The sequence below is a fragment of the Asaia siamensis genome (assembly GCF_014635085.1).
Classification (GTDB): Bacteria; Pseudomonadota; Alphaproteobacteria; order Acetobacterales; family Acetobacteraceae; genus Asaia; species Asaia siamensis.
In genome coordinates, this window is sequence record NZ_BMCH01000004.1 from 18,650 (window position 1) to 32,969 (window position 14,320).

Annotated in this window: 11 protein-coding genes; 5 read left to right on the forward strand and 6 right to left on the reverse strand. The window is 61.0% G+C overall.

All coding sequences use genetic code 11. From position 1 onward, the window contains the following. The first annotated feature begins 8 nt into the window (after positions 1-8). On the forward strand, positions 9-452 hold the full coding sequence (locus IEV53_RS08260) for a hypothetical protein (protein WP_188426321.1): 444 nt from the start codon (positions 9-11) through the stop codon (positions 450-452). Positions 453-544: 92 nt separating this feature from the next. On the opposite strand, the gene ilvD is transcribed toward IEV53_RS08260, so the two are convergent. After that, complete coding sequence (gene ilvD / locus IEV53_RS08265) at positions 545-2,395, reverse strand: dihydroxy-acid dehydratase (protein ID WP_188426322.1); 1,851 nt, start codon at positions 2,393-2,395, stop codon at positions 545-547. 212 nt (positions 2,396-2,607) lie between these two features. On the opposite strand from ilvD, the gene IEV53_RS08270 reads away from it, so the two are divergent. Next, positions 2,608-4,524, forward strand: coding sequence for a CocE/NonD family hydrolase (locus IEV53_RS08270; RefSeq protein ID WP_188426323.1), 1,917 nt, complete (start codon positions 2,608-2,610; stop codon positions 4,522-4,524). Positions 4,525-4,560: 36 nt separating this feature from the next. Then, on the forward strand, positions 4,561-5,106 hold the full coding sequence (gene msrA / locus IEV53_RS08275; RefSeq protein ID WP_188426324.1) for a peptide-methionine (S)-S-oxide reductase MsrA: 546 nt from the start codon (positions 4,561-4,563) through the stop codon (positions 5,104-5,106). A 56-nt stretch (positions 5,107-5,162) separates the two neighbouring features. On the opposite strand, the gene IEV53_RS08280 is transcribed toward msrA, so the two are convergent. Further along, positions 5,163-6,071, reverse strand: coding sequence for a LysR family transcriptional regulator (locus IEV53_RS08280; protein WP_188426325.1), 909 nt, complete (start codon positions 6,069-6,071; stop codon positions 5,163-5,165). A gap of 153 nt (positions 6,072-6,224) precedes the next feature. Here IEV53_RS08280 and IEV53_RS08285 point away from each other — a divergent pair, with 153 nt between their 5' ends. Beyond that, positions 6,225-7,706 carry a benzaldehyde dehydrogenase gene (locus IEV53_RS08285; protein ID WP_188426326.1) on the forward strand — a complete coding sequence of 494 codons (1,482 nt, stop codon included), beginning with the start codon at positions 6,225-6,227 and terminating at the stop codon, positions 7,704-7,706. 59 nt (positions 7,707-7,765) lie between these two features. After that, on the forward strand, positions 7,766-9,379 hold the full coding sequence (locus IEV53_RS08290) for a GMC family oxidoreductase (protein ID WP_188426327.1): 1,614 nt from the start codon (positions 7,766-7,768) through the stop codon (positions 9,377-9,379). A 22-nt stretch (positions 9,380-9,401) separates the two neighbouring features. Here IEV53_RS08290 and IEV53_RS08295 read toward each other — a convergent pair whose 3' ends face one another. The 4 genes from IEV53_RS08295 to coaBC form a co-directional block, all read right to left on the reverse strand. Continuing rightward, positions 9,402-10,721: an ABC transporter ATP-binding protein gene (locus tag IEV53_RS08295; RefSeq protein WP_188426328.1), complete on the reverse strand. Its 1,320-nt coding sequence runs from the start codon at positions 10,719-10,721 to the stop codon at positions 9,402-9,404. A gap of 14 nt (positions 10,722-10,735) precedes the next feature. Continuing rightward, positions 10,736-12,439: an ABC transporter permease subunit gene (locus IEV53_RS08300; protein WP_188426329.1), complete on the reverse strand. Its 1,704-nt coding sequence runs from the start codon at positions 12,437-12,439 to the stop codon at positions 10,736-10,738. 206 nt (positions 12,440-12,645) lie between these two features. Then, entirely contained in the window at positions 12,646-13,107 is a 462-nt protein-coding gene (gene dut / locus IEV53_RS08305) for a dUTP diphosphatase (RefSeq protein WP_188426330.1), read from the reverse strand. A 6-nt stretch (positions 13,108-13,113) separates the two neighbouring features. Continuing rightward, positions 13,114-14,316 carry a bifunctional phosphopantothenoylcysteine decarboxylase/phosphopantothenate--cysteine ligase CoaBC gene (gene coaBC, locus IEV53_RS08310; RefSeq protein ID WP_188426331.1) on the reverse strand — a complete coding sequence of 401 codons (1,203 nt, stop codon included), beginning with the start codon at positions 14,314-14,316 and terminating at the stop codon, positions 13,114-13,116. Positions 14,317-14,320 lie beyond the last annotated feature (4 nt).

Sequence of the window (14,320 nt, forward strand, 5' to 3'; positions counted from 1 at the left end):
CAGAGATCATGATGATGCGCTCGGGTTCATTTTCACATGACCGTTTCCTGAAGCAGAAAACAGACAGGCGAAATCATGCCGAGGGGAACTGCTGGCGGTTTCTACTGGGTGCGACGGCGCTGGTTCTCGCCGGGCTGCTGTTATCCTCAGTGCCGGTCGAGGCACAGGATCTTGCCTGTGTCAGTATGCTCAAGAAGGAAGAACGGCTCATCCATCGCATCAGCCAGAGACGGCACGAGCCACGTCTGCCGCCCAATGCGCCGGGTTATCCGGGGCTGGCGGTACGTTTTGACCCGTTGCCGGGTTTCGGGATCATGCAGGGTGCGCTCTGGACTCCCGAAGGAGGGATCGAGAGCGACAGCGAGGTGAAGGAAACGCTCGATAGTCTAGAAAAGCAGCGTGTGACCCTGCACGATGCCGAGACAAGCGCGCATTGCGCGCCTGCTCACTAACTCCGTCCTGATCAGACGACGCGTTCCGGGTGCGGTCATGACCGGGATGGGAGTTTCATCCCGCTTCGGTCACGAGCCGCCCCAAGGGGCTGTCAGGAGCGACGCGTAATCTGGCTGAGATCACGCACAGCGCCGTTGGCGGCGCTGGTTGTCAGCAGACCATAGGCGCGCAGGGCAGGGGAAACCTCGCGAACACGGTCCGGCGTCCAGGCATCGGCGCCCAGAGCCTCCATGCGCTCACGGCGCTCGGCCAGAACCGCATCGTCGACCAGAGCGCGCATCACGCGGTTCGGGATATCGATCTCGATCCGGTCACCGTCCTCGATCAGGCCGATCAGACCGCCTTCCGCAGCTTCCGGCGAGATATGCCCGATCGAGAGCCCCGAGCTGCCGCCCGAGAACCGTCCGTCGGTGATCAGCGCGCAGGTTTCCGCCAGACCCTTTGATTTGAGATAGCTGGTCGGATAGAGCATTTCCTGCATGCCCGGCCCGCCCTTGGGGCCTTCGTAGCGGATGACCACCACATCACCATCGACAATCTCGTTGGCCAGAATGCCCGAAACGGCGGCTTCCTGGCTTTCGAACACGCGCGCACGGCCCGTGAAGGTCAGAAGGCTGTCGACAACACCGGCGGTTTTTACAATGGCACCGGCTTCGGCCAGATTGCCGTAAAGCACGGCCAGACCACCATCCTGCGAGAAGGCATGGGCACGGTCGCGCAGAACGCCATTCTTGCGGTCGGTATCCAGCTCGTAATAGCGGCTCGACTGCGAGAACGCCTCGGTGGTGCGCACCCCGCCCGGGGCAGCGAGGAAGCGGGTTTTTGCCTGCTCGTCCCCTTCAAGCACGTCCCATTTCTTCAGTGCGTCCTTCATGCTCGGGGCATGAACCGTATGCGCCGTTGTATCGATCAGCCCGCAGCGATCGAGTTCGGCCAGAATGGCCGGAATGCCGCCGGCACGATGCACGTCTTCCATATGCACGTCGTTCTTCGCGGGCGCGACCTTGCACAGATTGGGCACCTTGCGTGACAGCCGGTCGATATCAGCCATGTGGAAATCAACCCCGGCCTCGCGTGCCGCCGCCAGAAGATGCAGAACGGTATTGGTCGAGCCGCCCATGGCAATATCGAGCGTCATGGCGTTTTCGAACGCAGCCTTGGTCGCAATGCTGCGCGGCAGGGCTGTCGCATCATCCTGTTCATACCAACGGCGGGCGAGCGAAACGACCAGACGACCGGCTTCGAGGAACAGTTCGCGACGATCGGCATGCGTGGCCAGCAGGCTACCATTACCCGGCAGGGAGAGACCAAGAGCCTCGGTCAGGCAGTTCATCGAGTTTGCCGTGAACATGCCCGAGCATGAGCCGCAGGTGGGGCAGGCTGAGCGCTCGATGGCTTCGGATTCAGCATCCGAAACCTTCGGGTTGGCCGCAGCGACCATGGAGTCAACGAGATCGAGCTTGCGGTTGATGCCGGGGCCATCGAGCTTGCCGGCTTCCATCGGGCCGCCAGAGACGAACACGACCGGAATGTTCAGACGCAGCGAGGCCATGAGCATGCCGGGCGTGATCTTGTCGCAATTGCTGATGCAGACCAGCGCATCGGCGCAATGGGCATTGACCATATATTCGATGGAGTCAGCGATCAGTTCGCGTGAAGGCAGGCTGTACAGCATGCCGCCATGACCCATGGCGATACCGTCATCCACGGCGATGGTGTTGAATTCGCGGGCAATGCCGCCAGCTTCCGCAATCGCGCCACCAACCAGCGCGCCCATGTCCTTGAGATGCACATGGCCCGGCACGAACTGCGTGAAGGAATTGGCAACCGCAATAATGGGCTTGCCGAAATCCTTGTCCGTCATGCCCGTAGCGCGCCAGAGCGCGCGGGCACCGGCCATGTTGCGGCCGTGGGTGGTGGTGCGGGAACGATAGGCAGGCATGAGGCTGATCCGGAACTGCTGGAAGGGGCGGGCGTGTTGCGCATGAAATGCAATAGCAAACGACCGTTGGGCGTATTTTTATTACCCTGTGCGAAATAACGTGGCCAATCGCTTGCCGCAAGGGGAAGTCTGTTCAATCATCCCCGCATCGTGAAGTCGACCAAGGAATTGATTGCGTGCGTTGTGGAAATCTGACCCGATCTTTGTTGCTGATGACATCCTGCCTGCTGGGGGCTTCACAGGCTTTTGCCCAGGCATCGAACGGCCCCGCTGTCACGCCCGATATGGTGCAGCGCGGCTCTGATATTCCGGCTCATGTGCAGATGCCGCAGACCGGCCGCGACTATATCAAGCAGGATGTCATGATCCCGATGCGCGACGGGGTAAAGCTGCATACGGTCATCGTCATTCCGAAGACGGCAAAGGATCATGAGGCGCCTATTCTGCTGACGCGCACCCCCTATCATGCTTCTGCGCGTGCCGACCGGGTGTCTGGTGCTTCGGAAATGCGCAACCTGCTGCCCCAGGGCGACGGCGTGTTTGTCGATGGCGGCTATATTCGCGTCTTCCAGGATGTGCGCGGCAAATATGGCTCCGAGGGCGATTATGTGATGACGCGCCCGCCGATCGGCCCGCTCAACCCGAGCAAGACCGACGACACGACCGATGCGTGGGACACGATCGACTGGCTCATCAAGAATGTGAAGCAGAGCAACGGGCGCGTTGGCATGACCGGGTCATCCTATGAGGGATGGACGGTCGTCATGGCGCTGCTCGACCCGCATCCGGCGCTCAAGGTTGCGGCACCGGAAAGCCCGATGGTCGATGGCTGGATGGGCGATGACTGGTATCATTACGGCGCGTTCCGTCAGGGCAGCTTCGATTATTTTACGATGCAGATGACGCAGAAGGGTGAGGGCGATGCCATCCCCCGTCATGATGCCGATGACTATACCAATTTCCTTCAGGCAGGCTCAGCCGGTGATTTTGCGACGAAGGCAGGGCTCGACCAGTTTCCTTGGTGGCAGCGCATGAAGGCGCATCCGGCCTATGATGCGCTCTGGCAGGATCAGGCGCTCGACAAGCTGCTGGCAAAGCGCCCGCTCACTGTCCCGACGATCTGGGAGCAGGGGCTCTGGGATCAGGAAGACATGTGGGGCGCAATTCACAGCTGGATGGCGCTGCGCAAGGACCACCCCAAGGTGCCGAATATTCTCGTCATGGGGCCGTGGCGCCATAGCGGCGTCAATTATGATGGCTCGAGCCTTGGTCCGCTGCATTTCAATGGCGATACGGCGCTCTGGTATCGTGCCAACGTCATGCGTCCTTTCTTTGACCAGTATCTCAAGCCGGGCAGCGCCAAGGTCAATTTCGACGATGCCATCATCTACAACAGCGGTGACAATCGCTGGGATCATCTGCGCGGCTGGCTCGGCAATTGCGGCGATACCTGCATCGGTACGGGCGAGCGCCTCTATCTGAGAGAAGGCAACAGTCTGAGCTTTGAGCGCGCCAGGCCCGGCACGGACAGCTATGTGTCCGACCCGGCGCATCCGGTGCCGTTCATGACGCGCCCCTACAGCTTTGCTGATGGCGCACGCTGGAAGCCCTGGCTTGTTTCCGATCAGCGCTTTGCTGAATCTCGCCCGGATGTCCTGACCTATGAGACACCCGTTCTGGATCATCCGGTGCGCGTGTCAGGCGTGCCGACGGCCGATCTGTTTGCCGCAACAACCGGCACCGATGCGGACTGGGTCGTGAAGATTATCGATGTCTATCCGGGCATCACCGCCGACCGGCCCGAGATGGGCGGATACGAACTTTCGGTCTCGATGGATATCTTCCGTGGGCGTTATCGTCATGACTTCGCCCGTCCGGAAGCCATCCCCGCGAACAAGGTAGAGGAATATAAATTTACCCTGCCTGCGGTGAACCATGTCTTCCGGCCCGGGCATCGCATCATGGTTCAGATCCAGTCGTCATGGTTCCCCCTTTACGACCGTAATCCCCAGACCTATGTGTCGAATATCTTCGAGGCCAAGCCCGGTGATTACAAAGCCGCGACGCAGTCGATCTCGCGCGGCGGGGCGCAGGCCAGCAGCATCTATCTTCCTGTCGTGAACCAGTAGGTTCGTCCATCATTCCCAAGACGAAGCGAGGCCCCCATGAGCGAAACCCATCTTGAAAAAGCCCTTATCGGGGGCGGCTGCTTCTGGTGCACTGAAGCCATCTTCACCGGCCTGCGCGGCGTCAAATCCGCTCAGCCGGGCTATGCGGGCGGTCGGCGCGAAAACCCGAGCTACGAGCAGGTCTGCTCGGGTGCCACCGGCCACGCCGAAGTGATCGAGGTCGTGTTCGACCCGCAGGAGATCAGCTTTGCCGATGTCCTGCGCATATTCTACACCACGCATGATCCCACGCAGCTCAACCGCCAGGGTAACGATGTCGGTACACAGTACCGCTCGGTGATCTTTGCCCTCGATCCGGCGCAGGATGCCATTGCGCGTGAGGTGACGCAGGAAATCGAGGCGTCTGGCATCTGGCCCGATCCAATCGTGACCGAGATTGCAGGCCCCGCGGTGTTCTGGGAGGCGGAGGAGAAGCATCACGACTACTTCGCCCGCAACCCCGAAACCGCTTATTGCAGCGCCGTCGTGGCACCGAAAGTGGCCAAGGCGCGCAAGATGTATCGCGACCGCCTCAAGGCCTGAGGCCAAGGGGCGGTTTGGCTGCGAGGCTGGACAGGTCCCCTACCGCTCTTTTCGTCCTAAAGGGAAAGAGCCCCGAAACCCCACTCGACATAGAGCTCGCCAAGCGCCTTCAGAAAGACCCGTATGGCTTCTGAAGGCGGTTCGGCACGCATGTTGAGCGTCACCGGGCAGGTAATGCTCTGGCGTGTCGACAGAAACTGTATCTCCGGATGGCCAATGGCACGGGCCGATACAGGGACGATGCAGAGCCCCATCCTTGCGGCGACGAGTGACAGGGCGGTCGTCATTTCCTGAACCTGGATCAGATTGGGTGGTATGACACCGTGACGCCTAAGAAGGGTCATGGTCTTCTGGGCGTAGTTCTGGCCGTCATCGCGCGGATAGAGAATAAGTGTCTCATCGGTCAGGCGGGTGAGATCGAAAGAATCGCTCTGCGATCCGGCAAAATCTGCCGGGGCTGCGAGTACGAGCCGTTCTTCTCTCAGAATGATGCTGCGTATCTCGGGTTCGTTGCTCTCGGTACGGTCGAGGCCGATATCGATACGGCCATCGATTAGCGCGGCCACCTGTTCGGCTGAATTCATCTCATGGATCGACAGCGCAATGCCTGGTGCAGCGTGACGGTAGTGCCGGATGAGATGCGGCAGACGCAGATGAAATGCCGATGCCACGATACCAAGAGAAAGACGCGGGCGACGCGTCTGGCTGAAATCCGCCATGGTCGTTTTCAGTCGCTCGTGGCTGCTGAGGATCTGGCTCGCCTGTTCGAAAAAGAGCTGACCGGCCGCTGTCAGGCTTAGTGGTCGTGAACTGCGGTCGAGAAGAGCGACGGCCAGTTCGTCTTCCAGTTCGCGTATCTGCCGGCTCAGGGGCGGCTGAGCCATGTTCAGTCGTTTCGCGGCACTGGAAAAATTGCGCTCTTCGGCGACCGTCAGGAAATAACGCAGCTTGCGAAGCTCTATCACGGTTTCTTTACACCCCTGATCTGGCCTGAGGCCGGCAAGAATTCCCCGCCAAAAGGGCATTATACCTAAAAGGTTGAGAAAGCGACCAAACTGGTCTTTCCCAGAATATGGGTTTTTTCGGCATGTCTCGTGGCCAGACAAGGAGACATGGTGATGAGCGTCGAGCTTGAAACAAACAAGGCACCATTCCTGGAAAGCGGTCATCTCGAAGGATGCCTCTTTACAGGAGAGTGGGCGACACGCGCCCTGACCGCCGCTGTGGTCGAGCCTGCCACGGGGGCAACTCTTGCAAAGATTGCGCTGGCAGACCCCGATCAGGTGACGCAATCCGCCAAGCGAGCCAGCAGCGCCCAGAAGCTCTGGGCTGCAACCGATCCTGTAGAGCGCGCTCTTGTGCTTGCGAAAGCGGCGGCCCTGCTTGAAAGCCATGCAGCCGAGGCAGCTCACTGGCTGGTGCGTGAGGGCGGTGGTGCCCAGCTCAAGGCAAATTTCGAAATTGCGGTGACGGTCAAGGCGCTCTGGCTGGCGGCGACCCTGCCGGAACAGGCGCAGGGGCTCGTTCTGCCAAGCGTCACGGGTCAGAGAAGCAGCGCAAGACGCAAGCCGCGCGGGCTGATCGGGATCATTTCACCGTTCAACTTCCCGCTTTATCTCGCCATGCGGGCCGTTGCGCCTGCGCTCGCCCTTGGTAATGGCGTTATTCTCAAGCCCGATCCGCGCACGGCAATCTGCGGGGGGCATGTTATTGCCCGCCTGTTCGAACTGGCCGGTCTCCCCAAAGGGCTGCTGCATGTCCTGCCAGGCGGAGGCGAAGTGGGTGAAGCGCTTTGCTGCGACCCGCATATTGCCATGATCCAGTTTACCGGTTCGACAGGGGCCGGTCGTGCAGTCGGTCAGCTGGCCGGGCGCCATCTGAAAAAGGTATCGCTCGAGCTTGGTGGCAAGAACCCGCTTATCGTGCTCGACGATGCCGATATCGACGCCGCAGCGACCAATGTGGCCTGGGGCGCCTACCTCCATCAGGGACAGATCTGTATGGCGACAGGGCGCGTGCTCGTTCATGAGAGTATCGCTGCTCGATTTATCGACGCGCTTGCCGCAAAGGCGCGTGCGATCAGGACCGGTAATCCCGTCTCTGAAGAGGTGTTCAACGGGCCGCTGATCAATCAGCGTCAGGCAGACCATGTTCGCTCGATCGTTGATGACACGCTTGCCCAGGGGGCCGTTCTGGAGGCTGGCGGCAAGGGGGAAGGGCTTTTCTACCAGCCGACCGTCCTGTCAGGCGTGCGCCCCGGCATGCGCGCATTCGATGAGGAAATCTTTGGCCCGGTTGCCGTGGTGACTAGTTTCAGCACTGAGGAAGAAGCGATCACCCTGGCAAACATGACCGATTACGGTTTGTCGGCTGCCGTCTTCTCCCGGGATGTAGGACGGGCCATGCGCGTGGGCGACCAGCTTCATGCAGGGCTGCTGCATATCAACGACCAGACCGTGGGTGACGATGTGGTCAATCCCTTCGGCGGTTTCGGGGCTTCGGGCAATGGCGCCGCGATAGGTGGTCCGGCCAATCTTGACGAATTCACGGAGTGGCAATGGGTTACGCTGCGCGACACACCGCCAGCCTATCCGATCTGAACCCAGTGCCTGCTCCCGCGCCTCAGGCGGGAGCCTCTTTTCAAGCTAAGGATAGTCTCATGCCGAAACAGGCAAAAACCTGCGACGTCATCGTTATTGGTGCCGGCGCGGCAGGCTGTGTCGTGGCCGGTCGCCTGGCCGAGCGCAGCACCGCTTCTGTGGTCGTTCTCGAAGCCGGGCTCAATGATTTCGACCCGCTGATCCATATTCCTGCAGGCTTTGCCAAGATCCTGCAGAAGGACTGGCATGTCTGGGCCTATGATACGGCGCTCCAGAAGCAGCTCGACGGCACCACAAGACGCTATCGCTCCGGGCGTGTGGTCGGGGGTGGCTCGTCGATCAATGCCATGTGCTACGTCAGAGGGCAGAAGCAGGATTTCGATCGCTGGCAGGAAGCTGCGGGTGAGGGAGCGTCCTGGGATTTCGAGACCATGCTGCGTCACTTCCGGGCCCAGGAATGCAACGACACGTTCCATGATCGTTTCCACGGGATTGACGGTCCGCTCAGGATTTCCCTGCCCAAAGGGATCAATGCGCTGAATGCAGGCTGTCTGAAAGCCTTTCAGGAAGCAGGTCTGCCCTACAATCCGGATTACAACGGCGAGAGCCAGCGTGGTGTCTCCCCCGTTCAGGGCAATTATGCCGATGGGCGTCGCTGCAGCGCGGCCGATGCCTTCCTGCGCCCTGCACTCCGGTCCGGACGTGTGGAACTTCGCACCAGCGCAACTGTCACCCGCATCCTGATCGACAAGGGCCGTGCCATCGGCGTGGAATATGTGAGCCGGGGAAAGCGTCACAGGCTTTTCGCCGGGCAGGTTGTCGTCAGTTCGGGCGCGATCCATACGCCAAAGCTCCTGATGCTGTCAGGCATCGGTGCAGCCGACCAGCTCACGGGGCTCGGGGTGCAGATACGCCATGACTCACCGGAAGTCGGTCAAAATCTTGCGGACCACCCCATCGTGCCGCTGAAGGCTTTCTGCCGCGACGGTTTTGGTTATCAGCGTTCAGCCCAGGGACTGGGGGCCTTGGCAACAGGTCTGCGCTATCTCCTGACGAAAACCGGCCCGGCTGCGAGCAATGCGATCGATACCGTGTCCTATTTCGATCCGCAGGACCCGGCAGCAGAGCCGAGCATCCAGTGCTATCACGCGCCGATTATCTCAGAGGACGGGCTGAGTCCGTCAGGCAAGCAGGCGGGGGTGACCTTTGAACTTGTGGTGCTTCAGCCACAAAGCCGTGGGAGCATCACACTCGGCAGCCTTGATCCTCGTGCGATGCCACGTATCGATCCGAATTTTTTCGGTGAGACGCAAGATCTCGACCTTGCCGTCAAATCAGTGCGCTATATGCGCGACGTCATGACGCAGCCCTCGCTCCAGCGCATTCTCACGGCCGAGGTCGCGCCAGGAATCGAGCGTCAGAGCGACGCTGAACTGGCGCAGTGGGTCAGACGGGTGGCAACGACCATGTGGCACCCTGTAGGAACCTGTCGTATGGGCGCCGATGACCGTGCGGTGGTCGATAGCCGTTTGCGCGTGAACGGTATTGAGAACCTGCGTGTGATCGATGCCTCCATCATGCCCAATATCACGAGCGGCAATACCAACGCGCCGACCATGGCCCTTGCGCGCCACGGGACTGATATGATGATCGACGATCTCTGCCTTGCCTGAATCCGATCAGGCCGGGCGAGCGTCAGTATCCTCCGGCCTCACGGTCCAGCATGAACTGGTCTGCTTCTTCGTCGAAGTCGAAAAGCTCGGTATAGCGCGCCCAGTTTGTGGCGGTCATGAGGGTCTGTTCGGCATAGCCGGGGGACATCGTGGCCTCCAACTCCTCACGGAAGCGATCCGCGCCCGTGCGATGGCCCGAGCGCTCGTCCAGAACGGCGCGAATGGAGCGGATGAGCGGTATGTGATGAAGCAGGGCGGTGCGCATGATCTCGCGGCGTTCATCCTGATCGGCCTGAACGAAGCGAATGCCTGCCTCTGTCATGAGAATATCGCCGTCTTCGAGTTCGGCGAGTTCAAGCAGCTGCAAAGACTCTCCCAGCGGGAAGAGATCGTCGAGCGCCATCTGCAATCTTTCGGCGAGATGGGGCAGGTCGGCGCGCCCGTTGAGCGGGGCTGCAGCCAGGGTCTCGAGCAGGCCAACAAGCACATTGATCGGGATCGGCGGAAGCACCAGCGCCATGGGATGCGGCGCCGGGGCTGGTGCGCTGCTCTCCAGGCTGGCTTCGGAGACGATCGGCGCGCGGCGTGTCATGAGCGTGTAGATATGATCGACAAATTGCCTGAATTCGGCGTCGTCGCGGTTGCGCGGATGAGGGAAAGGCACGGTCAATTCATGCGACACCCGTCCCGGATTGGACGAAAACAGCAGAATGCGGTCGCACATTAGCACGGCCTCTTCGACGTCATGCGTGACCAGCATCATCGCCCGCGTAGGCAGGCGATTTTCGGACCAGAGTTCGATCAGATCCGTACGCAGGTTTTCTGCCGTCAGCATGTCGAGCGACGAGAAAGGCTCGTCCATGAGTAGCAGATCGGGCTCCATGACCAGCGCGCGTGCCAGCCCCACACGCTGCTGCATCGCGCCGGAAAGCTCTTTCGGCAACGCATTCTCGTAGCCGTTCAGTCCGATCAGGTCGATCAGGTCGTCACAGCGCCTTTCGCAGTCGATCCGTGGCAGACGTTTGGCTTCAAGGCCGAGCATGATGTTCTGCTGTACGGTCAGCCAGGGAAACAGCGCGAAGGACTGGAACACCATGGCGATATCGGGTGTCGGTCCGGCGAGAGGGGCGCCTTTCCAGATGATCTCGCCTGCGCTCGGCGGTATCAGTCCCGACGCAATGCGCAGTAGCGTACTCTTTCCTGAGCCGGAGCGCCCGACGAGGCCCACGATCTCGCCCGCGTGAAGGTCGAAGCTCACATCCTCAAGCACCGGCAGGTCGGTGCTGCTCTGCTTCTGATAGACCTGAAGACAATTGCGGATCGAGAGCAGGATTTCCTGCATGTCAGGCTCCATGGTCAGTTCTGAGGAGGGAGGATGCGTCGGCGGATTTGCACACGCAGGGGGTGCCAGACCAGAATCTCACCAAGGGCAATGCAGAGCGTGAGCACGGCGGCGCCCAGCACGACACGCGGCAGATCGCCTGTCTCGATGGCATGGGCGACATAGGCGCCGATGCCGCTGCCGTCGCGATTCTGCAGGGTCCATGACGAGCGTTCGGCGAGTATCAGGATTGTCCATCCGGTCATGGACGCCGTGCTGACAGCTTCGAGCAGGGCAGGCGCGAGGCCGGGCAGTAGCACACGGCTCCACCACAGCCAGCCCCTGATCTGCAGGTTCCGGGCCGCCTGCAGGAGGTCGACAGGATAGCTGCGCATGCCGCGCAGGATCTGGGCCAGAAGCAGGCCCTGCACGAAGAAGAAACAAAGGATCAGCGGCCAGACAAGCGGCGAGAAATTCAGCGTCGTCAGGGCGAGGCACAGAACGGGGAACAGAATGTTCTTTGGATAAAGCGTCAGAAACCGGGCCGTGACGCGGGCTATCGCGGCACGACGCGCAGACAGGCCGAGCCATACCCCAAGAGGCAGCCAGAGAGCGATCGCCAGCACCAGGGCGGCTGTCATGCGCAGCGCCGAAATGAGGCTCTGCTCGACAACGATCTCGAGATCGACAAGGGCGAGAGCATGATGACGATAGAAAAAGCCGACAACGATCAGGAGCAGAAAAAGACCTGAAGACAGGCCTATGAGCGGTGAGGGCGAGACGCTGTGAACGACAGGGCGAAAACCTGTTCCCCCCCATCTCATATCGCCGAGCCAGGCCAGTGCGCGGCGCAGTCTTTCGCCTGCGCGCTTGAGCAGACGCGTGCGTCGCCAGAATTTCAGCATCCAGGGATCGGGCGCGCCGTCGAAGAGAGGGTGCAGTCGATAGCGATCGGCCCAGATCTGCCAAGGGAAAACGAGGCAGGAATCATACAGAAAGGCCAGAATACCGATCAGGATCGCCGCGATAGCCGTTTGCCACAGCGAGCCGATGGCTGCTGCCTGCGCCGCATGGGCGCCCAGACCCGGACGCGATGACAATGCGCCATTGACCGGCAGCATTTCGGTGGCAATCAGAACGCACCAGGCCAGAGGCATGGCGCGGGCCAGAGCGGTCACTCCTGCGGGAATGGCGAAAGGCGCCTCCAGCCGCCAAAGGCGCTGCCAGCTGGTGAGCCCTAGGCCGCGTGTCGCCTCCTCGAGCGTGCGGGGTATCTGTGTCCAGGCTCCAAGTGCCGCAGTGGCAATGGGCGCGGCAAAACACAGGGACGTCGTCCCGATGGCCGCGACCTCGAAACCCAGAAGGCGCAGAAAAGGCAGAAGGCAGAGCAGGGGCACCATATGCATGCCACCCAGAGCCGTCCCGACCGCACCACGCAGCACAGGCAGCTTGGCTGCGAGCAGCGCCAGAACTGCCCCCAGAAGCGATCCGGTGAGCGTCGCACCGATCATGCGCAGAGCCGTATGCCCGAAATCGCCAAGCAGCACCTGCAACCCTGCCAGCGAGCGGAAATGCGGCGTGATCAACCCGCCATGATGGAAAGGGGTCAGCCGTGACGGCAGGAAGCGCGAGAACAGCGCCAGAGCAGCGACCACGATAAGCGTGCCAACGAGCGATGCCGTAAGCCCCGATTTTCGATCCGCTCCGCGTGTGCCGCGTCGCACCCGTAATGGCGACATGTGCTCCTTCCTTGTGTCTGGCTTTCGGCCAGGCTGTTCCTGAATCCTCACGGAAACAGATGAAAACCCGGCATCCTGCCACTCAGAGCCTGCACGCAACCAGTCGAGACCGGCTGGTTCAGGCTCAGAAACCTGGTATCAAAAAGCCCTGTATCGATCGGTCAGAATCTGCCGGTCGGCCACGGTATGAAAGAGGGCAGAGAGCCTCAGGAGGCGCGGGCGATACCCGTGCTGCCAAAGCCACCAGCGCCACGTGAGGTCTCATCCAGTTCAGAAACTTCAACCCATGTCAAACGAATGACGGGGGCGAGCACAGCCTGGGCGATGCGCATGCCGCGTGAGATCACGAAATCCTCCTTGCCGGTATTGAGCACGATGATACCGATCTCGCCGCGATAATCCTCATCGATTGTGCCCGGCGTGTTGGGAAGCGTGATGCCATGCTTGAGGGCGAGCCCCGAGCGCGGGCGTATCTGCAACTCATATCCCGCAGGCAGGCCGATTCTGAGCCCGGTCGGGATCAGGGCGCGTTCGCCCGATCTGATCACGACATCCTCGTTGATGGCAGCGAGAAGATCCATGCCTGCTGCACCGCTGCTGGCATAATGGGGAAGGTCCAGACCCTCTGCATGGGGAAGCCTGACGAGTTCAACGGGAAGCGGTGACATGAAGCCTTACCTTGGGGAAGAAGAAAAACGGGCCGCGATACGGGCGGCCAGAGATCTGGCGATGTCCGTCTTTGCCATTGCGGACCATGGCTCGATGGTATCGCCATCCAGAAAAAGAACGCGATTCTGATCGCCACCGAAAACATTGGTTCCGGTGCCGACATCATTGGCCAGCATCCAGTCACAGCCCTTGCGTCGCTTCTTGGCGATGGCATGAGCTTCCAGCGTTTCCGTTTCGGCCGCAAAGCCGATGACGAGCGATGGGCGAAGCGCACCCGGCTGCGAGAGCGTGGCAAGGATATCCGGGTTTTCGACCAGAGTGAGCTTCGGAGGCGCGCCGCCTTCTTTCTTGCGCTTCTGACTCGCCGTGTCCGCCACGCGCCAGTCGCCGACAGCCGCAGCGCAGATGGCGCAGTCCGCGGGCAGAGCGGCTTCGCAGGCCGCAAGCATCTCGACCGCCGTCGTAACATCGACGCGCGTGACGCCATCAGGGCAGGGCAGGGACGTTGGGCCGCTGACCAGCGTCACCTGTGCTCCGAGCTGCGCACAGGCAGCGGCAATGGCGTAGCCCTGCTTGCCGGAAGAATGATTGGCGATGAACCGCACAGGGTCGATAGGCTCATGGGTCGGGCCTGCCGTCACCAGAACATGCCGTCCCGAGAGGGGCTTATGTGGAAACAGGGCGTCTTCGATGGCGCTTGCGATGGCTTCCGGCTCGCTCAGGCGGCCAGGGCCGAATTCACCACAGGCCATTTCGCCCTCATCCGGACCGACGAACAGGCAGCCGCGTGTACGCAGGAGACGAAGGTTCTCCTGTGTTGCGGGGTGCTGCCACATCCGCACATTCATCGCCGGGGCGACCAGAACGGGCGTGTCAGTTGCGAGAAGAAGCGTCGTGGCCAGATCATCGGCAAAGCCATTGGCCATGCGCGCCACAAGATTGGCCGTTGCCGGGCAGATCACCAGCAGATCGGCACTGCGTGAGAGCGCGATATGGTCCATCTGGCTGTCTTCAGCCAGAGAGAGCAGTGCCGTATGGACCGGCGCGCCCGACAGCCCCTGCACAGAGAGCGGGGTCACGAAATGGGTGGCGGATTCGGTCAGCACGCATTCGACCGCAATGTCACGCTTGCGCAGCAGCCGGATCAGTTCCAGCGATTTATAGGCGGCAATACCACCGCCTATGATCAGAATGACCCGGGCGCGCATGAAA

Coding starts and splice junctions, on each gene's coding strand:
- IEV53_RS08260 (WP_188426321.1), top strand. CDS start 9: ATGATGATGCGCTCGGGTTCATTTTCACATGACCGTTTCCTGAAGCAG.
- ilvD (WP_188426322.1), bottom strand. CDS start 2,395: ATGCCTGCCTATCGTTCCCGCACCACCACCCACGGCCGCAACATGGCC.
- IEV53_RS08270 (WP_188426323.1), top strand. CDS start 2,608: ATGACATCCTGCCTGCTGGGGGCTTCACAGGCTTTTGCCCAGGCATCG.
- msrA (WP_188426324.1), top strand. CDS start 4,561: ATGAGCGAAACCCATCTTGAAAAAGCCCTTATCGGGGGCGGCTGCTTC.
- IEV53_RS08285 (WP_188426326.1), top strand. CDS start 6,225: ATGAGCGTCGAGCTTGAAACAAACAAGGCACCATTCCTGGAAAGCGGT.
- IEV53_RS08290 (WP_188426327.1), top strand. CDS start 7,766: ATGCCGAAACAGGCAAAAACCTGCGACGTCATCGTTATTGGTGCCGGC.
- IEV53_RS08295 (WP_188426328.1), bottom strand. CDS start 10,721: ATGCAGGAAATCCTGCTCTCGATCCGCAATTGTCTTCAGGTCTATCAG.
- IEV53_RS08300 (WP_188426329.1), bottom strand. CDS start 12,439: ATGTCGCCATTACGGGTGCGACGCGGCACACGCGGAGCGGATCGAAAA.
- dut (WP_188426330.1), bottom strand. CDS start 13,107: ATGTCACCGCTTCCCGTTGAACTCGTCAGGCTTCCCCATGCAGAGGGT.
- coaBC (WP_188426331.1), bottom strand. CDS start 14,316: ATGCGCGCCCGGGTCATTCTGATCATAGGCGGTGGTATTGCCGCCTAT.